16 protein-coding genes, 1 other RNA gene and 2 pseudogenes are annotated in these 19205 nt (G+C 70.2%); 14 read left to right on the top strand and 5 right to left on the bottom strand.

Annotated features, from left to right (window positions below):
- Nucleotides 1-29: 29 nt before the first annotated feature.
- The 4 genes and pseudogenes from AC3A6X_RS00265 to AC3A6X_RS00250 form a co-directional block, all read left to right on the top strand.
- Nucleotides 30-2576, top strand: a pseudogene (locus AC3A6X_RS00265) (PD-(D/E)XK nuclease family protein); the annotation flags it as partial.
- A 114-nt stretch (nt 2577-2690) separates the two neighbouring features.
- On the top strand, nt 2691-5957 hold the full coding sequence (locus AC3A6X_RS00260) for a UvrD-helicase domain-containing protein (protein ID WP_487841066.1): 3267 nt from the start codon (nt 2691-2693) through the stop codon (nt 5955-5957).
- Nucleotides 5958-6013: 56 nt separating this feature from the next.
- Complete coding sequence (locus AC3A6X_RS00255) at nt 6014-7276, top strand: TIGR03862 family flavoprotein (RefSeq protein ID WP_487840301.1); 1263 nt, start codon at nt 6014-6016, stop codon at nt 7274-7276.
- A 79-nt stretch (nt 7277-7355) separates the two neighbouring features.
- Nucleotides 7356-7637, top strand: coding sequence for a hypothetical protein (locus tag AC3A6X_RS00250; RefSeq protein WP_309961278.1), 282 nt, complete (start codon nt 7356-7358; stop codon nt 7635-7637).
- A gap of 63 nt (nt 7638-7700) precedes the next feature.
- Here AC3A6X_RS00250 and ffs read toward each other — a convergent pair.
- Nucleotides 7701-7797, bottom strand: an RNA gene (ffs, locus tag AC3A6X_RS00245) — signal recognition particle sRNA small type.
- 37 nt (nt 7798-7834) lie between these two features.
- Nucleotides 7835-8956, bottom strand: coding sequence for a M12 family metallopeptidase (locus tag AC3A6X_RS00240; RefSeq protein ID WP_487840300.1), 1122 nt, complete (start codon nt 8954-8956; stop codon nt 7835-7837).
- Between the two features lie 115 nt (nt 8957-9071).
- Between AC3A6X_RS00240 and dnaX the strand changes: the two genes are divergently transcribed.
- The 8 genes from dnaX to AC3A6X_RS00200 all read left to right on the top strand — a co-directional run bounded on the left by dnaX (nt 9072) and on the right by AC3A6X_RS00200 (nt 15565).
- Nucleotides 9072-10889, top strand: a complete 1818-nt coding sequence (gene dnaX / locus AC3A6X_RS00235; protein WP_487840299.1) for a DNA polymerase III subunit gamma/tau — start codon at nt 9072-9074, stop codon at nt 10887-10889.
- 46 nt (nt 10890-10935) lie between these two features.
- Nucleotides 10936-11268 (top strand): YbaB/EbfC family nucleoid-associated protein, encoded by a 333-nt coding sequence (locus AC3A6X_RS00230; protein WP_012747441.1) that lies wholly within the window; start codon nt 10936-10938, stop codon nt 11266-11268.
- 8 nt (nt 11269-11276) lie between these two features.
- Entirely contained in the window at nt 11277-11867 is a 591-nt protein-coding gene (gene recR, locus AC3A6X_RS00225; RefSeq protein WP_106553930.1) for a recombination mediator RecR, read from the top strand.
- A gap of 2 nt (nt 11868-11869) precedes the next feature.
- Nucleotides 11870-12262 carry an MAPEG family protein gene (locus AC3A6X_RS00220; protein ID WP_487840298.1) on the top strand — a complete coding sequence of 131 codons (393 nt, stop codon included), beginning with the start codon at nt 11870-11872 and terminating at the stop codon, nt 12260-12262.
- A 114-nt stretch (nt 12263-12376) separates the two neighbouring features.
- Nucleotides 12377-13417 (top strand): ABC transporter substrate-binding protein, encoded by a 1041-nt coding sequence (locus AC3A6X_RS00215; protein WP_487840297.1) that lies wholly within the window; start codon nt 12377-12379, stop codon nt 13415-13417.
- Between the two features lie 50 nt (nt 13418-13467).
- Complete coding sequence (locus AC3A6X_RS00210; protein WP_487840296.1) at nt 13468-14373, top strand: ABC transporter ATP-binding protein; 906 nt, start codon at nt 13468-13470, stop codon at nt 14371-14373.
- A complete protein-coding gene (locus AC3A6X_RS00205) occupies nt 14373-15206 on the top strand; it encodes an ABC transporter permease (RefSeq protein WP_487840295.1) in 834 nt (277 codons plus the stop codon). Before AC3A6X_RS00210 ends, AC3A6X_RS00205 begins: the two co-directional genes overlap by 1 nt.
- Nucleotides 15207-15328: 122 nt before the next feature.
- Complete coding sequence (locus tag AC3A6X_RS00200; RefSeq protein ID WP_487840294.1) at nt 15329-15565, top strand: BrnA antitoxin family protein; 237 nt, start codon at nt 15329-15331, stop codon at nt 15563-15565.
- 46 nt (nt 15566-15611) lie between these two features.
- Here the strand turns inward: AC3A6X_RS00200 and AC3A6X_RS00195 are convergent, their stop codons facing one another.
- Both AC3A6X_RS00195 and AC3A6X_RS00190 read right to left on the bottom strand, forming a co-directional pair.
- Nucleotides 15612-17213, bottom strand: coding sequence for a transglycosylase SLT domain-containing protein (locus AC3A6X_RS00195; RefSeq protein ID WP_487840293.1), 1602 nt, complete (start codon nt 17211-17213; stop codon nt 15612-15614).
- Between the two features lie 35 nt (nt 17214-17248).
- A pseudogene (locus AC3A6X_RS00190) lies at nt 17249-17428 on the bottom strand (hydroxyacylglutathione hydrolase); the annotation flags it as partial.
- A gap of 19 nt (nt 17429-17447) precedes the next feature.
- Here AC3A6X_RS00190 and AC3A6X_RS00185 point away from each other — a divergent pair.
- Nucleotides 17448-18224, top strand: coding sequence for a class I SAM-dependent methyltransferase (locus AC3A6X_RS00185; RefSeq protein WP_487841065.1), 777 nt, complete (start codon nt 17448-17450; stop codon nt 18222-18224).
- Nucleotides 18221-18670 (top strand): ribonuclease HI, encoded by a 450-nt coding sequence (gene rnhA, locus AC3A6X_RS00180; RefSeq protein ID WP_487840292.1) that lies wholly within the window; start codon nt 18221-18223, stop codon nt 18668-18670. Before AC3A6X_RS00185 ends, rnhA begins: the two co-directional genes overlap by 4 nt.
- 3 nt (nt 18671-18673) lie before the next feature.
- Here rnhA and AC3A6X_RS00175 read toward each other — a convergent pair whose 3' ends face one another.
- Nucleotides 18674-19177 (bottom strand): Crp/Fnr family transcriptional regulator, encoded by a 504-nt coding sequence (locus AC3A6X_RS00175; RefSeq protein WP_487840291.1) that lies wholly within the window; start codon nt 19175-19177, stop codon nt 18674-18676.
- Nucleotides 19178-19205 lie beyond the last annotated feature (28 nt).

Below are 19205 nucleotides of genomic sequence, written 5' to 3'. Positions count from 1 at the left end.
CAAGTGATGGCGTGGTCGGCGCCCACGCTATGGCCCCGATAGCCAAAGCCCTACAAGAACCCCTGATGAACTCTTCCGAGCGCCACCCCGCGCATGCCCTTTGGTGCGACCGGGCCGAGGGCCTGGTCGCCCGCATTTCGCGCCTGCTGGCCGAGCGCGAACTGCACCCCGCGCGCACCGTGGTGCTGGTGCCCTACGCGCAGCTGATGCAGACGGCGCGCGCCATGTGGGCCGGGTGCGGCGCGCCGGGCTTCGCGCCGCGCTTCGAGACCACGCGCAACTGGGCGCGCAGCGTGGGCGGCTTTGTGCCCGGCGCGGACGACATCGCCTTCGACATGGCGCGCGACCTGCTCACCGCGCAGTCGCTGCTGGCCCGCGCCGGCTTCGCCGCGGCCCGCAATGCGCTGGCGGGCCGGGTGGTCGAGATCGCCTTGCAGCTCGCGCCACTGGCCGCGGCCGAGCATCCTGACGAGCGCGCCCCCTGGGCCCACCGGGTGCGCGAAGCCCTGGTGGCGGGCCGCGGTTCGGAATGGTTCGACACCGAGAGCGCGCTCAACGGCATCGCACTGGCCTGGGCCGCCAGCTCCGGCTATGCGACCGACGTGCTGCTTGCCGGCGCGGCGCTCGACCGGGTCGATCAATTGATCGTGCTCGAAGGCCTGCAAAGCGATCCGCTGGCCAACAAGCTCGCTGCCCTGTTCGGCGAGCGTGCGCTGTGCCTGCCGCTGGCAGCGCAGGCTGCCCCTGCCTGCATCGCGGATCTGCACCCCTGCGACGACCCGGAGGACGAAGCCCAGCGCGCCGCCGCCTGCGTGCTGCGCCACCTGGCCGAGGGCCGCGCGCCGGTGGCCCTCGTGGCCACCGACCGCGCGCTGACGCGCCGCATCAGCGCCCAGCTGATCGCCCACGGGGTGCAGCCGCAGGACGAGACCGGCTGGAAGCTCTCGACCACGCGCGCGGCTGCCACGCTGATGAGCGCCTTGCGCGCCTGCGCTCACGATGCTTCCAGCGACGAGGTGCTGGACTGGCTCAAGAGCGCCGCCGCCCTCGACGGCCGTGCGATCCGCGTGCTGGAGGCGCGCCTGCGCGAGCGTGGCATGCGCGACTGGCGCAGCTGGTGCCTCTTCGCCGCGGCCAGCGAACACCCGCGCGACCAGGACCTGCTGGCCTTCACCAACGACATCGAGACGCTGCGCGCGACGCTGGCCCGCGCCAGGCCGGTGGCCGAGTGGCTCGACGCGACGCGTGCGCTGCTCGAGACCGGCGGCCAGTGGCCTTCGCTTCACCAGGACGTTGTGGGTGCCGAGGTGATCGGCGCGCTCTACCTGGACGCCGGGGAGAGCGAGGTCCGCGGCACGCGCTGCACCCTCGCGGAGTTCACGGCCTGGGTCCGCGACGTGCTCGAGGCCGCGAGCGTGCGCCTGCCCTCCGACGAGGAACTGCCGCGGGTGGTGGTGCTGCCGCTGCACCAGCTGCTGGGCCGGGCCTTCGGCGCCGTCGTGCTGCCGGGCTGCGACGACCAGCGCCTGCCCGCTTCGCCCGAGCCGCCCGGCGACTGGACGCCGGCGCAGCGCCTCGCGCTCGCGCTGCCTGCGCGCGAGGCGCTGGAGCAGGCCCAGCGCGCGGCCTGGGCCATGGCCTTGCGCGCACCGCACTGCGACCTGCTGTGGCGCCGCTTCGACGCCAGCGGCGAGCCCGTGCGTCCCAGCGCCTTGCTGCAGATGCTGCAGCTGGATCACGCCACGGCCGAGGCCGCGGACCCGCGCATCCCGGTGCAGGTGGCCGCGCGGCCGACGCCACGGCCGCAGCCGCATGGCGATGCGCTGCTGCCCACGACGCTGTCCTCCACTGCCTACGAAGACCTGCGCCGCTGCCCCTACCGCTTCTTCGCGATGCGCCAGCTCGGCCTGCGCAGCAGCGACGAGCTCGACGCGGAGGTCGACAAGCGCGATTTCGGCAACTGGCTGCATGCGGTGCTCGGGCATTTCCACGAGGCACTGAAGCAGCAGCCCAGCGCGGACCTCGATGCGCGGCTCGCCTTGATGGCCACGGCCGAGCAAGAGGCGACGCGCGAGTTCGGCCTGTCGCAAGCCGAGTTCCTCCCCTTCGCCGCGGCCTGGCCCGCGGTGCGCGATGGCTACCTCGCCTGGCTCGCCACCCACGAGCAGGACGAGCACGCCGTGTTCGTCGAATCCGAGCCCTGGAAGGAGCTGGCACTGGGCAGCGTGAAGCTGGTCGGCCGGCTGGACCGCGTCGATGCCACGGCCGACGGGCGCGCCTTCGTGATCGACTACAAGACCGAGTCGGTCGACAAGACCCGTGATCGCGTCAAGGATCCGACCGAGGACACCCAACTCGCTTTCTACGCCGCGCTGTTCCCCGACGATGGCCTGCGCGCGGCCTACGTCAACGTCGGGGAGAAGGCGTCCGGCACGCGCACCGTCGAGCAGACCGATGTGATCGCCGCGCGCGATGCCCTGGTGGCCGGCGTGATGGACGATCTCGCCCGCATCGGGCGCGGCGCGGCGCTGCCCGCGCTGGGTGAAGGCGCGGTGTGCGAATACTGCTCGGCGCGCGGCCTGTGCCGCAAGGACTTCTGGGGCGACGAGCCCTCGCAGCCTGCTGCGCCTGCTGCGCCTGCTGCGGCTGCTGCGCCCACGGCGCCGCCCGTCGAAGCGCCGGCATCGCCCATGCCGGCAGCGCCGCCGAAGGCCGCGGCCTACGAGCACAACGGCGCCGGCGTCTCGCGCGAACGCTTCTACGCCATCGCCTGTGACCCGCGCCGCTCGGTGGCGGTGGAGGCCTGCGCGGGCGCGGGCAAGACCTGGATGCTGGTCTCACGCATCCTGCGCGCCCTGCTGGAGGAAGGCGAGAGTGCCTGCGCGCCGCACGAGATCCTCGCCATCACCTTCACCAAGAAGGCCGCCGGCGAGATGCGCGAGCGGCTCGACCAGTGGCTGGAGACCTTCGCGGCGCAGCCCGTGGAAGCATTGGTGCCCGAGCTCGTGATGCGCGGCATGGACCGAGCATCCGCCGAGGCTCGTGCGCCGCGGCTGCAGGGCCTCTACCGCGAGCTGCTCGCGGGCGGCCGGGCGGTCCAGTTCCGCACCTTCCACGCCTGGTTCGCCGGTCTCCTGCGCAGCGCGCCGGTCGCGGTGCTCGAGCGCCTGCGGCTGCCGGCCAACTACCAGCTGCTCGAGGACGACGCCGAGGCGCGCGCGCATGTCTGGCGCCCCTTCTTCGCGACCGTGGCGGACGACCCCGAGGCCGCGGCCGACTACCACGCGCTGGTCGCGCACTACGGCCGCTCGCAGACCGCCAAGGCGCTGGACGAGGCGCTGACGCGGCGTGTCGAGTTCGTGCTGGCCGATGCCCACGGCGCGGTCGACGATGCCGTGGTGCCCATGGGCGAGTTCTATCCCGCCTTCGCGGGCGCCGAGACGCCCGAGGACAGGCTGCTGGACGACCCGGCCCCGCGCGCCGCACTGCTCGCCGCGGCGCGCGTGCTGGGCCGTGCCAGCGCGCCGACCTTCTCGCAGAAGGGCGTGAAGCTGGAGCACGCCGTGGCCAAGGGCCGCATCGCCGGGGTGCTCGATGCGCTGCTCACCCTAAAGGGCGAGCCGCGCAAGTTCAGCGACAAGCTCGCCGGCATCGAGGACGTGCGCGCCGCGCAGCAGTACGTGCAGCAGTACTGCGAGGCCCAGGCCCAGCATGCCGCCTGGCTCTACCAGCAGCGCATGGCACGGCTGACACGCCTGCTGATCCGCTGCTTCGCCGAGGTCAAGGCGGCGCACGGCTGGGTTGACATGAACGACGTCGAGCAGGCCGCGCACCTGCTGTTGGGCAACGCCGAGTTGTGGGGCTGGGTGCAGGAGCGGCTCGATGCGCGCGTGCGGCACCTGCTCATCGACGAGTTCCAGGACACCAACCCGCTGCAATGGCAGGCGCTGCACGGTTGGCTGGGCAGCTATGCGGGCGCGGGCGGGCGGCGGCCTGGCGTGTTCATCGTGGGCGATCCGAAGCAGAGCATCTACCGCTTCCGGCGCGCCGAGCCGCAGGTGTTCATCGCGGCCAAGCACTTCGTCAAGGAAGGCCTCGACGGAGACCTGCTCAACTGCGACCACACCCACCGCAATGCGCAGGCCGTTGTGGACCTGGTCAATGCGGCCATGGGCGATGCGCAGCGCGCCGGCGAGTTCAGCGGATTCCGCAACCACACCACCGAATCGCGCGCAGCGGGCCGGGTGCGCAAGCTGCCGCCGATCCCGCGCGATGCGATCGCGCCGAAGGAGCAGGGCGGCGCGACCAACGAGGAGGGCATGCTGCTCTGGCGCGACAGCCTGGTCACGCCGCGCGTGCTGCCGGAGGAAAAGCTGCTGCAGAAAGAATGCGAGCAGGCTGCGCACTGGATCGCCGGGCGCATCGCGCAGGGCCTCGCGCCCAGCCGCATCATGGTGCTGGCGCGCCGCCGAAGCAGGCTCGCGGCGCTGCAGGACGAGCTGCGCAAGCTGCACATCGCGGTCCAGCAGCCCGAGAAGAACGAGCTGCACGACGCGCCCGAGGTGCAGGACATGGTGGCGCTGATCGATGCGCTGGTCTCGCCGGACCACGACCTCTCGCTGGCGCGCGCCCTGCGCTCGCCGCTCTTCGGCCTCGACGACGATGCGCTGGTCCGCCTGGCACTACGCCGGCGCGAGCACGGCGCGAGCTGGTTCGAGCTGCTGCAGGCGCCGGACCTGGCGCCGCCGCTCGCGGGCATCGGGCAGCGCCTGCGCCAATGGCAGCGCTGGCTGGCCGACTGGCCGCCGCACGATGCGCTCAGCGCGATCTATCACGACGCCGATGTGCTCGGCCGCTTCGCCGCCGCCGCGCCTGCGGCGCTGCGTGCCAGCGTGCTCGGCAACTTGCGCGGGCTGATGGCCGCGTCGCTCGAGCTCAACGGTGCGCGTTTCGCCACGCCCTACGCCTTCGTGCGCGCGCTGCGCCGCGGCGGCGCCCGCGCGCCCACGGTCGCGGCGGCCGATGCGGTGCAACTGCTCACCGTGCATGGCGCCAAGGGCCTGGAGGCCGACCTGGTGCTGATGCTGGACACCGACGCCTCGGCGCAGCGCGCGCAGACCATGGGCGTGCTCGTCAAGTGGCCGGGCCAGGCGGCGGCGCCCGAGCGCTTCGTGTTCGTCGCGAGCGAGAAGAGCCCGCCGGCCTGCACCACCGACGACATGGCCGAGGAGCAGGCCGCGCGGCACCGCGAAGAGATCAACGGGCTCTACGTGGCGACCACGCGGGCGCGGGGCGAGCTGGTGCTGTCGGCGGTGCCGGCCGCGCGGCCCGACGGCCGCAGCTGGTGGGTGCGCCTGGAAGCGCTCTGCGAGCCCATCGACGCGGCGTCGGCCGCTGGCGCCTCCGCGGGCGGCATGTCTCGGGCGCTCGACAGCTTCGGCATGCTCCAGCTGCCGGTGCCGGCCGGCCTGGCGCGCACGGCTGCGCGCGTCGCGGCAAGGAGCGTCGATTCGCGCGCCTCGGCCCTGGGCCAGGCCATGCACCGCCTGCTCGAGTGGGCGCAGCCCGGCGTGCCGCCGGCACCGGCCCATGTCCGGGCCGCGGGCCGCGAGTTCGGGCTGGACACCGACACCGCCCGAGTCGCTGCCGCAATGGCCCAGCGCATCCGTGCGGGTGCGGGCGCCTGGGCCTGGGATGCGGGCGCGCTGGCGTGGCAGGGCAACGAGGTCACGCTGGTCCACGGCGGCGAAGTGCTGCGCATCGATCGCCTGGTGCGGCATCGCGCGAGCGGCGTCTGGTGGGTGCTCGATTACAAGTCGGCGGCACGTCCCGAGCGCGACGAGGCGCTGATCGCGCAGATGAGGCGCTATCGCGAAGCCGTGCAGGAGGCCTGCCCCGGCCAGACGGTGCGGGCGGCCTTCCTGACGGGGCAGGGCGAACTGGTGGGCGTCGAATGAGCCGCCGGGCCGCTCCCAAGGCGAATAGCACCGCAGCCGAAGGCGAAGGTACTCCAGTGAGCAACGAAAACATCAAGACGATCGCCGTCATCGGCGGCGGCCCGGCCGGCCTGATGGCGGCCGAGGTGCTGAGCGCGCAGGGCCTGGCCGTGCATCTCTACGACGCCATGCCCTCGGTCGGCCGCAAGTTCCTGCTGGCGGGCCGCGGCGGCCTGAACCTCACGCATTCCGAGCCCTTCGAGCACTTCGCCAGCCGCTTCGGCGAGCGCCGCGCGCAGGTCGAGCCGCTGCTGCGCGCCTTCGGGCCCGAGGCGCTGCGCGAGTGGGTGCATGGGCTTGGCATCCAGACCTTCGTCGGCAGCTCGGGCCGCGTGTTTCCCGCCGACATGAAGGCCGCGCCGCTGCTGCGCGCCTGGCTGCATCGGCTGCGCGAGGCCGGCGTGCACTTCCACATGCGCCATCGCTGGTTGGGCTGGCCCGAGGCGGGCGCGGCGCCGAGCGCGCTGCGTTTCGCCACGCCGGCTGGTGAGTTCGAAGTGACCCCCGAGGCCACCGTGCTGGCCCTGGGCGGCGCCAGCTGGTCGCGGCTGGGTTCCGACGGCGCCTGGGTGCCCTGGCTGGTCGCACGCGGCGTGGAGGTTGCGCCGCTGGCGCCGGCCAACTGCGGCTTCGACATCGGCTGGACGCCGTACTTCGCCGAGCGCTTCGCCGGCAAGCCCTTCAAGTCGGTGGCGGTCTTCTGCGGCGATGCGCAGGGCCGTCGTTTCGCGCGCAAGGGCGAGTTCGTCGCGACCGCGACCGGCATCGAAGGCAGCCTGGTCTACGCGGCGTCGGGCTTGCTGCGCGACGAGATCGCCTCGCAGCGAAGCGCCACCCTGTGGCTCGACCTGCTGCCCGACCGCACACCCGAGCAGGTGCGTGCGGCCGTGCTGCATCCGCGCGGGGCGCGCTCCGTGGCCAGCCACCTGAAGAGCCGGCTCGGCCTCGAGGGCATCAAGACCGCGGTGCTGCACGAGGTGCTCACGCGCGACGAGATGCATGTGCCCGAGAAGCTGGCCGAGACGATCAAGGCGCTGCCGCTGCGGCTGGTCGCGCCGCGGCCCATCGACGAGGCGATCAGCAGTGCCGGCGGCGTGCGCTTCGAGGCGCTCGATGCGCACTTGATGAGCACGGCGCTGCCCGGCCTGTTCTGCGCCGGCGAGATGCTCGACTGGGAGGCGCCCACCGGCGGCTACCTGCTGACCGCCTCGATGGCGAGCGGCGTGGTCGCAGCGCGAGGGGTCCTGCGGCACCTGGGCCGAAGCCTTCCCGAATCATGAAATTGCATACTTCCGGCTGAAGTGCATTTGTTTGCAAGCCGGCAGAGAATCGCGGGTTGCCCTGAGGCCCCCACCATCCATGCATCCGAACGTCGACATCAAGAAGATCCGGGAGAGGTACTTCAACTACAGCGTCAGCATCGGTACTGCCGACGATCGCTACGTACGCCAGGGCCTGCGGTCGATCGCGGAATGCCTGCACGATGCGGCCACGGCGCTCGGCCACCATTTCCCGGTGGCGGCGATCAGCTACGAGGGGCGGGCGCTGGGCTGCTATCGCGTGGCGAGCATGGAGCACAAGACGGTGGCGCTGGCGCACACGCTGCTGGCCAAGCTGGAGCGCTTCGAGGCCGCGACCTGAGGCAGGTCTTGCAGACCGATAAAAAAGCCGCGTGGGTCCACGCGGCTTTTTTACTGATGTGAGGTTGACGAGCCTTACCCCCGGCACTGGCTACGCAGTTAGGGCTGCTTGGTTCCCCACCTGACCCGGTTGGCCACTTCACCATGCGGGGAGGCCCGTCAGCCGCGATTGTAGGCGACGCCCCGATGCCCCCCGCCTCACCAGGCCATCAGCGAGGTCTCGAGCGCCGCATCGGCGTAGTAGAGGCGCACGCCCACCAGGTAGTGCCGGCCCTTCTGCAGGCGCATGCTCACGCGGGCGTTGAGGTCGGTGCCGCTGTCGTCGTTGCCCGCGATCTGCACGTTGCCGGCAGGCGTGACCTCGAACAGCACCAGCACCGTGTCCGAGGTGCCGAAGGTGCCCAGCTGGTAGGTGCGCGTGCGCGGCGGCACGAACTCGAAGTTGCGGGTCTCGCCGGCCTTGAGCTTGAGCAGCTGCGACAGGCCGACCTTGAGCGTGCCGACCGCCGGCGCACGCACGCCGGGGTAGGACTCCACCACCCAGGCCTTGTCGGCGTAGGAAAGCCCGCCCTTGGGCACCAACCCTTCGCGGTACTGCGCGGGCGCGTCGATGAGGCCGGGCTCGAAGTGGTACTCCATCACCGAGTCCGGGTCCCAGGTCGTGCCCTTGACCTCCGAGGCCGGGATCTTGCGCAGGATGTTCCACTCGATCTGCGGCTCCTGCCAGTGGTTGGGCGGGCCCGAGAAGTAGTCGAGCACCGCCTGCCGGTTCCAGGTGATGCCGGCGTGCGGATTCTGGTGCTCATGCTCCAGGCCCAGCGTGTGGCCGATCTCGTGCAGCGCGGTGTCGTTGCCGTAGTCGGTGTTGAGCGGCCAGCCGAAGTTCATCGTCCGCTGCAGCGGGTCGCGCACGCTCAGAACGTCGCGGCCCACGTAGGACCAGGATCCGTCCTGCGGATCGAAGCCGATGCGCACCATCGCATCCTCGGGCGCCTCGACGCGGCGGAAGCTGATGCCGATGCCCAGCTTGGCCCAGGCCTCGAAAGCCTCGTCCACCACCCCCGTGTCGGCGTTGTTGCCCTGCCAGGCGGCCGGCACCGCGTCGCCGCGCTTATAGCAGTAGTAGCTGAGCTGCGTGCCGTTCACCCATTTCTTGCTCGCGGCCAGGATGGCAGAGGCGCGGCCGGCCGAGACGCTGTTGTCGAACTGGCGCGGCGCCTGCACGGGCTGCATGCAATAGCGGCGCGCGCCGGTCGGCTGCTGGGACTTGGCCTTGGCCGCGGGCGCTCGCGCCGCCGCCCTGGGATGCGCAGTGGGCATGTCTGTCTCCTTGGAAGACCAAGCCATGCTAGGGGCGAAACAGTGAAAATCCATAAGTAAAAAGGCCTATGCCCACCCGGAAAGGCCTCCCGGGGGGACCACCTAAAATGCGCCGATGGCCTATCTCGTTCTCGCTCGCAAACACCGCCCCAGGACCTTCAGCGAGATGGTGGGCCAGGAACATGTCGTCCAGGCGCTCGAGAACGCGCTGACCTCCCAGCGGCTGCACCATGCCTACCTCTTCACCGGCACTCGCGGAGTCGGCAAGACCACGGTCTCGCGCATCCTGGCCAAGTCGCTCAACTGCCAGGGGCCCGACGGACAGGGCGGCATCACCGCGGCGCCTTGCGGCGTGTGCCAGGCCTGCAAGGACATCGACTCGGGCCGCTTCGTCGACTACACCGAACTGGACGCGGCCTCGAACCGCGGCGTCGACGAGGTGCAGGCCCTGCTGGAGCAGGCGGTCTACAAGCCGGTGCAGGGCCGCTTCAAGGTCTTCATGATCGACGAAGTGCACATGCTCACCGGGCATGCCTTCAACGCGATGCTGAAGACACTGGAGGAGCCGCCGGAATACCTCAAGTTCGTGCTGGCCACCACCGATCCGCAGAAGGTGCCCGTCACGGTGCTGTCGCGCTGCCTGCAGTTCAACCTGCGGCCGATGGCGCCCGAGACGGTGCTGGAGCACCTCACGCGCGTGCTGCAGACCGAAACCGTGCCGGCCGAGCCGCATGCGCTGCGCCTGATCGCGCGCGCGGCCCGCGGCTCGATGCGCGACGCGCTGTCGCTGACCGACCAGGCCATCGCCTTCGGCAACGGCGAGCTGACCGAGGGCGGCGTGCGCCAGATGCTGGGCAGCGTCGACCGCGGCCATGTGTTCCGCCTGATCGAGGCGCTGGCGCAGGGCGACGGCCGGACGGTGGTCGAGACCGCCGAGGGCCTGCGCCGCGACGGCCTGTCGGCCGCCTCCACGCTCGAGGAAATGACGGCCGTCCTGCAAGCCATGGCCGTGCTGCAGGCCGTGCCTTCGCGCGCCGAGGCCGCCGATGCGGGCGACCCCGATGCGGCCGAGACCGCGCGCCTCGCCGCCGCGATGCCGGCCGACGAGACGCAGCTGCTCTACAGCCTGTGCCTGCACGGCCGCGGCGAGCTGGGCCTGGCGCCCGACGAGTACGCCGCGCTCACCATGGTGTTGTTGCGCCTGCTGGCTTTCAAGCCTGCGGCTGCGGCCGGCGCGGAAAAAAAAACTCTGAATGAAGCCCCCGCGGGCGCGCCCGAGCGCCCGCAGGCGCCCCGGACCCCGGTTGCCGCCTCTGCACCCGCCGCGGTTGCGGAGACAACGCCCATCGCCGTGCCCCCTGGCGCGACGGGCGCCGCGCCCCCCGGCCACCGCCTGCCGGTGCGCGAGGAGGGCCGCTTCGCCGCTGCGCCGCCCGCGCCCGAAGCCGCCCCGGCGGCCGCCCAGGTGCTGGCCATGCAGGTGCGCGTGCAGCCTCCGCCCGGCGCTCGCGACCTCGCGCGCGAAAGCGCCCCGGCGCCCATCGAGCCCAGCGAGGAGGGCGACTTCTGGTACGCCACCGTCACGCAGCTGGTGGCGGCCGAGGCGATCACCGCGCTGGCGCGCGAGCTGGCGCTCCAATCGCAGCTGGTCGCGCGCGACGTCGACCAGTGGCTGCTGCGCGTCGAGCGCGAGTCGCTCAACCAGGCGGGCAGCCGCGACAAGCTGCAGGGCGCCTTGGCGACGCTGGGCCATGGCGTGAAGCTCGCCATCGAGATCGGCTCCGTGGCCGACAGCCCGGCACGCCGCAACAAGCAGGCGGCCGATGCGCGGCAGCGCGAGGCCGAGGAAGCGATCCGCAACGACCCCGAAGTGCAGTCCATGATGCGCGACTGGGACGCCCGGATCGTGCCGGGCACGCTGCGGCCGGCCTGATCGGACTTATCCTTCTTCCATCCATTCAACGACCACAGGACCAACGATGTTCAACAAAGGACAACTGGCCGGCCTCATGAAGCAGGCGCAGGCAATGCAGGACAACCTCAAGAAGGCGCAGGAAGAGCTGGCCACCATCGAGGTCGAAGGCGAGTCGGGCGCCGGCCTGGTGAAGGTCGTGATGACCTGCAAGCACGACGTCAAGCGCATCACCATCGACCCCAGCCTCCTGGCCGACGACAAGGACATGCTGGAAGACCTGGTGGCCGCCGCCTTCAACGCCGCGGTGCGCAAGGCCGAGGAAACCAGCGAGCAGAAGATGGGCAAGCTGACCGCCGGCATGCCCGGCCTGCCGCCCGGCATGAAGTTGCCCTTCTAAGCGTCCGCATGGCGGATTCCAGCGCGCTCGATGGCTTGATCGAGGCCTTGCGCCGCCTGCCCGGCGTCGGCGTCAAGTCGGCCTCGCGCATGGCCTTCCACCTGCTGCAGCACGACCGCGAGGCCATGCAGCGGATGGCGCGCTCCTTGCAGGAGGCCGCGGCGCAGGTGCGGCATTGCGAGCGCTGCAACACCTTCACCGAGGCGCCGGTGTGCAGCGTGTGCCTCGATGCGCGCCGCGACGCCACCAAGCTGTGCGTGGTCGAGACCCCGGCCGACCAGGCAGCCCTGGAGCGCACCGGCGCCTTCCGCGGCTACTACTTCGTGCTGATGGGCAAGCTGAGCCCGCTCGACGGCATCGGCCCCAAGGACATCGGCCTCTCGAAGCTGTTCGATCGCGCGCTCGACGGCACGGTGAGCGAGGTGATTCTCGCCACCAACTTCACCGCCGAGGGCGAGGCCACCGCGCACGTCATCGGCGAGGCGCTGCGGCAGCGCGGGCTCACCGTGACGCGGCTCGCGCGCGGCGTGCCGGCCGGCAGCGAGCTCGAGTACGTGGACCTCGGCACCATCGCGCACGCGCTGGTCGATCGACGCTGAGCATGCGCCTGCCCGCGTTGACGCTGGCCTACTGGTGCGTGCTGGTCGCGGCGCTCCTGCCTTACCTCGCGGCCTACATCGCGAAGGCCGGCAGCTTCAGGCTGCGCGACAACCTGGCGCCACGCGACTGGATGGGGCGCCAGGCCGGCTGGCGCGCGCGAGCGCTCGCCGCGCAGAACAACAGCTTCGAGGGCCTTCCCTTCTTCATCGGCGCGGTGGTCATCGCGCACCAGCTCGGCGCGGCGCAGGCGCGGCTCGACATGCTGGCCGCGGTTTACGTGCTCCTGCGCATCGTCTACATCGCGCTCTACATCCGCGGCTTCGGCACCGCGCGCAGCACGGTCTGGGCGCTCGCGTTCGCAGTCAACATCGCGATTCTTTTCGCCGGCCGCTAGAGGCCTTCATGTTTACGTGGAAACCCGCACGGGATGTTCCCGATGCAGGCAGATGGCGCGCGCCCCTAAGCTCGATTCGAACAACGATCCCAGAGAGCCCCAGGGCCACAACGCATGCTCCACCGCCGTAGCTTCACCGTCGCCGCGACCCTCGGTGCAGCCGCATCCATCGCGGCGCCGCTGTGGGTGCGCGCGCAGGCCAAGCTCGAGAAGCCGAAGATCTCCATCGCCGTCGGCGGCAAGGCGGCCTTCTACTACCTGCCGCTCACCATCTCCGAGCAGCTGGGCTACTTCAAGGCCGAGGGCCTGGAGGTCGAGATCTCCGACTTTGCCGGCGGTGCGCGCGCGCTGCAGGCCGTGGTGGGCGGCTCGGCCGACGTGTGCTCGGGCGCCTACGAGCACACCATCAACCTGCAGTCCAAGAACCAGGTCTTCCAGGCCTTCGTGCTGCAGGGCCGCGCGCCGCAGATCGCGATCGGGGTGTCGACTAAGAACATGGCGGGCTACGCGGGCATCGCCGATCTCAAGGGCAAGAAGATCGGCGTGTCGGCGCCGGGATCGTCCACCAACATGGTGGCCAACCTGGTGCTCTCGCGCGGCGGCCTCAAGGCCAGCGACGTGAGCTTCATCGGCGTGGGCGTGGCGGCGGGCGCGCTGACGGCGCTGCGCTCGGGCCAGATCGACGCCATCAGCAACACCGACCCGGTGATGACCATGCTCGAGCAGAAGGGCGACGTGAAGATCATCAGCGACACGCGCACGCTGAAAGGCACGCAGGAGGTGTTCGGCGGCCCGATGCCGGCGGCCTGCCTCTATGCGCCGGCGGAATTCGTCCACAAGCATCCCAACACCTGCCAGGCGCTGGCCAACGCGATCGTGCACGGCCTCAAGTGGCTGCAGACCGCGGGCCCGGGCGACATCATCAAGACCGTGCCCGAGACTTACCTGCTCGGCGACCGCGCGCTGTACCTGGCCTCCTTCGACAAGGTGCGTGAGGCGATCGCGACCGACGGCATCCTGCCGGCTGAGGGACCGAAGACCGCGCTTGCCGCGATTGCGAGCTTCGACCCGACGGTGAAGGCAGACAAGATCGACCTGGCCAAGACCTTTACGAACGACTTCGCGCGCCGCGCGAAGGAGCGCTTCAAAGCCTGAGTTGCCAGTTTTCGCGACCCGGCTCCGGCCGGGTTTTTTTTCTTCCGTTCATGTCCACCGACTCCGACCACGCGCTCGAACTGCTCGACATCAGCTGCACCTTCCGTTCGAAGGACGAGCGCAGCCAGCGCTACACCGCGGTGGCCGGCACCTCGCTGCGGGTGCGCGCGGGCGAGTTCGTCTCGGTGGTCGGCCCCACGGGCTGCGGCAAGTCGACGCTGCTCAACGTCGGCGCCGGCCTGCTCGAGCCGTCCTCGGGCACGGTGAAAGTCTTCGGCCAGCCGCTTTCGGGCATCAACACGCGCGCGGGCTACATGTTCCAGACCGAGGCACTGATGCCATGGCGCAGCGCGCTCGCCAACGTGATGCTGGGGCTGCAGTACCGCGGGATGCCGGACGAGGAGGCGAGGGCGCTGGCCGAACAATGGCTGGCGCGCGTGGGGCTGACGGGCTTCGGCGACCGCTATCCGCACGAGCTCTCGGGCGGCATGCGCAAGCGCACCGCGCTGGCGCAGGTGCTGGCGCTGGACCCGGACATCATCCTCATGGACGAGCCCTTCAGTGCGCTCGACGTGCAGACGCGGCAGCTGATGGAGAACGAGGTGCTGGAGCTCTGGGCCGCCCAGAGCTCCGGGCGCCGGGCCGCCCCAAGGCCGGTGCTCACCCCCTCGGGGGGTGGGCGCGAAGCGCCCGGGGGCCAACAAGGACGAAAGGCGGTGCTGTTCATCACCCATGACCTCGACGAGGCCATCGCGATGAGCGACCGCGTGGTGGTGCTCTCGGCCGGCCCGGCCACGCATCCGATCGGCGAGTTCGCCATCGACCTCTCGCGCCCGCGCGACGTGGCCGAGGTGCGCACGCATCCGCGCTTCGTCGAGCTTCACTCGCAGATCTGGAACGTGCTGCGCGACGAGGTGCTGAAGGGCTATGCGCAGCAGCTGAAGAAGGCCGCCTGATGACGCTGCGGCCGAACGAGGGCAATGCGCGCGGCTGGCAGCTCGCGCTGCTGGTCGTGCTGCTGGTGCTGTGGCATCTGGTGTCGCGCGACACGCAGGTCGCCTTCTTCCTCGGCGAGCCGATCAAGGTGGCGGGCCGGATCTGGAGCTGGTTCCTGCCCATCGCCATCGCGCCGAACGCGCTCTTTCCCGACGGCCTGGCGGGCCGCGCCGACATCTACCTGCACCTCGGCGTTACCTTGCTCGAGACCGTGCTGGCCTTCGGCATCGGCACCCTGCTGGGCCTGGCCTGCGGGCTCTGGCTGGCGCTGGCACCGACCGCCAGCCTGATCCTCGACCCCTACATCAAGGCCGCGAACTCGATGCCGCGCGTGATCCTGGCGCCCATCTTCGCGCTGTGGTTCGGCCTGGGCATCTGGAGCAAGGTGGCGCTGGCGGTCACGCTGGTGTTCTTCATCGTGTTCTTCAACGTCTACCAGGGCGTGCGCGAAGTGAGCCCGGTGGTGCTGGCCAATGCGCGCATGCTCGGCGCCAGCCGGCGGCAGCTGCTGCGCACGGTCTATTTGCCGAGCGCGACCAGCTGGGTGTTCTCCAGCCTGCACACCTCGGTGGGGCTGGCCTTCGTCGGCGCCGTGGTGGGCGAGTACCTGGGCTCGGCGCGCGGCGTGGGCTACCTGATCCTGCAGGCCGAAGGCACCTTCGACGTCAACACCGTGTTCGCCGGGATCGCGGTGCTCACCGCCTTCGCGCTGGTGCTCGACGGCCTGGTGGGTCTGATCGAGCGGCGGCTCATGAAGTGGCAGCCGAAGAGCGGCGAGACGGAGAAGCTCTGAGCGGTTCGTGCCCTTCGCCGCCATGACGGCCGTGTGACATCTCCGCGCTCGGTGCGGCGCAACTACAACTAACCGGAGCGCACTTCGGTTCGAGTTGGAGTCTTACCCGTAATAGGTGCAGCATGCGCAAGGAATACGACTTCTCCAAGTCCCGAAAGAATCCGTACGCTTCCCAGCTGAAGAAGCAAATCACCATTCGGCTGGACGAAGACGCTATCGCGTACTTCAAGGGCATATCCGAGGAGGTAGGCATCCCCTACCAGAGCCTCATCAATCTCTACCTGCGCGACTGCGCGGCGTCGCACAGAAAGCTCAGTTTGAGCTGGAAAAGGGCAGCTGCAAGCGGGGCGGGTGGCTAACCCCTCCCCATTAGCGGATGTTCCACAAGCGAGCTGCTTCGGGGTACTAGCGCTTCTTCTTGGACGGCGTGCCGCCGCGCTTTTCGCGCACGATCTTGCTCGAAGAGGCGGACCTCGCCACCGGCGCGGTCTTGGCGGTGCTGGTCTTGACGACGCCGCCGCCGCGCTTGCTGGTCACGACCACCGTGCTGTCATGACGGCCGCGCAAGCCGCGGCCGACGCGCTCGGCGCCTGCGGCCCGCACCGGCAGGTAGACCACCACCTGCCCGCCGCGCTGGAACACATGGCCGGTCTTCACGTCGTTCCATTCGGCGACGCTGGCGGGGCTGAGCTTGTAGCGGCGCGCGATGCTCGCCACGTTGTCGTTGCGACCGGCCTTGACCACGGTCCGGCGGGTGACGATCTCGGGCTGGAAGCTCAGGTGGCCGGTGTCGGCGACGGTGGCCTGCACGTCCTCCTGCACGCGCGCGCCTCGCGGCACGATCAGCGTCGAGCCGGCCTTGATCATCATGCGCGGGGGCACGCTGTTGATGGCGCGAAGGTCGGACTCGCTCATGCCCGAGCGCTGGGCGGCGTCGGCCACGGTCATGGTGTTGGGCACGGTCCAGGCGGTCCAGCTCGCGTACTGGCCCTGGGTGTAGGCCTCGAAGTTGCGCTGGAACACGGCGGCGTTGTCCCAGGGCAGCAGGATCTCGGGCGTGCCCGCGGCCAGCAGCACCGGCTTGTGGGCCGAGGGGTTGAGGGCGCGGAAGTCTTCGATCTTCACGTCCGCCAGCTTGGCAGCCAGGGCGACGTCGAGATCGCGCTTGAGCGTGACGGTCTGGAAGTAGGGGTGGTTGGCGATGACCGGCAGGTCGGCGTTGAAGCGTTCCGGGTTGGCGACGATGTTCTTCACCGCCTGCAGCTTGGGCACGTAGTACCGGGTCTCGGCCGGCATGTTGAGGTCGGTGTAACCGGTGGGCAGGCCGGCGCGCTGGTTCCTGGCGATGGCGCGGCTCACGCTGCCTTCGCCCCAGTTGTAGGCGGCCAGCGCGAGGTGCCAGTCGCCGAACATGCCGTAGAGCTTCTGCAGGTAGTCGAGCGCGGCGCGGGTGGACGCGACGACGTCGCGACGGTCATCGCGGAAGATGTTCTGCTTGAGGTCGAAGTCGGTGCCGGTGGCGGGCATGAACTGCCACATGCCGGCGGCCTTGGCGCTGGAGACGGCCTGCGGGTTGAAGGCGCTTTCGATGTAGGGCAGCAGCGCCAACTCGGTGGGCATGTCGCGGCGCTCGAGCTCCTCGACGATGTGGAAGATGTAGCGGCTCGAGCGCTCGGTCATGCGCTGCATGTAGTCGGGCCGGCTCGCATACCACTGCTCGCGGTCGCGCACGAGCTCGTTGTCGAGGTCGGGCATCTTGAAGCCGCGGCGGATGCGGTCCCACATGTCGACCGGCGGCGCGAGCGTGACGACGGAGCGCGAGCGGGTGGTGCCGGAGGTGATGGGGGTCAGCGCCCCGCCGGGATAGACCGGTGCCGCGGCGGTGCTCGATGTGGTGGAAGCGGTGTCGGGGGTGGTCGAGGAGGAGGAGGAGCCCGTGCCGGTGGTGCTCGCGCAGCCCGCGAGCAGCAGCGAGCCGGCAAGGCAGGCAGCAAGGATGAATTTCATCGGAAGTCGTTTTTCCATTGGCGCGGTGTGGCGCCGTGATCGACATCATGGTGCGGAGGGACAGACCCTAGAATCGCGGCCAACTGCAGATTGCCGCGAGCGGGTGCATCGAAGACCGGCGCGGCATCTCCCGGGTCGACCACGATCGCGTTGCGTCCATCCTGCAGCATCCAGATGTAGTTGTCGGCGAAGGCGGGCAGGGGGACGAGCTTCATGAGCGGTCAAATTATAGGTTTGCACGAGTGGTTCCAGACCCCTCCCGGCCGCTACCTGCTGGCCTGGGAGCAGTCACGCTTCGACCAGGCGGTGGCCGACGTCTTTGGTTACCACGCGCTGCAACTCGGCCTGGCCGAGGTCGAGGGCCTGCGCGCCAACCGCATGCCGCACCGCTGGCTGGCGGTGAACGATCCGGCGGTGGCGGCCAGGAGCGCGCTGGTCACCGACTTCACCGCGCTGCCTTTTTCGGCCAACAGCCTCGACCTGGTGGTGCTGCCCCATGCGCTGGAACTCAGCCACGACCCGCACGGCACCCTGCGCGAGGTCGAGCGCGTGCTGGTGCCGGAGGGCCGCGTGGTCATCTGCGGGCTCAACCCGACCAGCCTGTGGGGCATGCGGCAGTGGCGTGCGCACCTGTATCGGCGGCTGGGCTTCGGCGAGCTCTTCCTGCCCGACTCGGGCGACTTCATCGGCTACCGGCGCATGCGCGATTGGCTGCGACTCTTGAGCTTCGAGGTCGAGTCGGGCGACTTCGGCATTTACCGGCCGGCGGTGCGCAGCGAGGCCTGGCTCGAACGCTGCCGCTGGTTCGACACCCTGGGCGAGCGCTGGTGGCCGATCTTCGGCGCGGTGTACTTCCTGGTCGCGGTGAAGCGCGTGCGCGGCATGCGGCTGCTGTCGGCCGACTGGCGCCGGGCGGCGCAGCGCGCGAGCGCGCCGGTGCCGATCGCCGGCAAGGTACACCGCGGCCATCACCATCACCGGACACGACAACGACAAGGAAACGGTTCTTGAACGAAGTACAGATCTACACCGACGGCGCCTGCAAGGGCAACCCCGGCCCCGGCGGCTGGGGTGCCTGGCTCAAGTCGGGCGCGACCGAGAAGGAGCTTTTCGGCGGCGAGCTCAACACCACCAACAACCGCATGGAGCTCCAGGCGGTGATCGAGGGCCTGGGGGCGCTCAAGCGGCCCTGCAAGGTGGTCCTCTACCTGGACAGCCAGTACGTGCGCATGGGCATCACCGAATGGATCCGCGGCTGGAAGGCCAAGGGCTGGTTGACCTCGACCAAGCAGCCGGTGAAGAACGTGGAGCTGTGGAAGCAACTGGACAAGCTGGTGTCCGAAGGCGGCCACCAGATCGAATGGCGCTGGGTCAAGGGCCACTCGGGCGACGTGGGCAACGAGCGCGCCGACATGCTGGCGAACAAGGGCGTGGAGCGGGCGCTGGGGCGGCTCTAGGCTCTAGAGTTCGGCCGGCCGCGTGACGAGGCGCTCCGGCGCTTCCAGCGCCTCGCCCATGCGGGCGCGGAACAGCAGCTCGTCGGTGTGGCGCAGGCGGCGGCTGATCTCGCGGCCGATGTTCATCTGGATCAGCGCGAACTGCACGGCATCGTGCTCGAACAGGCGCAGCAGGTTGTCGGGCGTGATCCGGATGGCGCGGCAGTCCTCGTCCGCGCGGATCGAGGCGCTGCGCGGGAACAGGTCCAGGAGCGCCATCTCGCCGAAGCAGTCGCCCGGCCCGAGCCGGCGCAGCAGCAGGCGCTGGTCTTGCCAGCTCTTCGACACGGTCACGCAGCCGCGTTCGAGCACGTACATGCCGTCGGCCATGTCGCCTTCGCGGCAGAAGTAGTCGCCCGCGGCGACCTCGATCACCGGCGCAGGCTCGAGCAGGAACTCGATGGTCGCGGCGTCGATGGCGCCGAAGATCGGCATCTGCTGCATCAACTCGATTCTGGCTGCGAGCATGCGCGCCTCCTGCGCGGGCTGAGGTCGC

It is taken from the genome of Variovorax sp. Soil_C_12, from assembly GCF_057657375.1.
The sequence above is the reverse complement of the archived record's forward strand: the minus strand, read 5'-3'. Positions and strand labels throughout refer to the sequence as shown.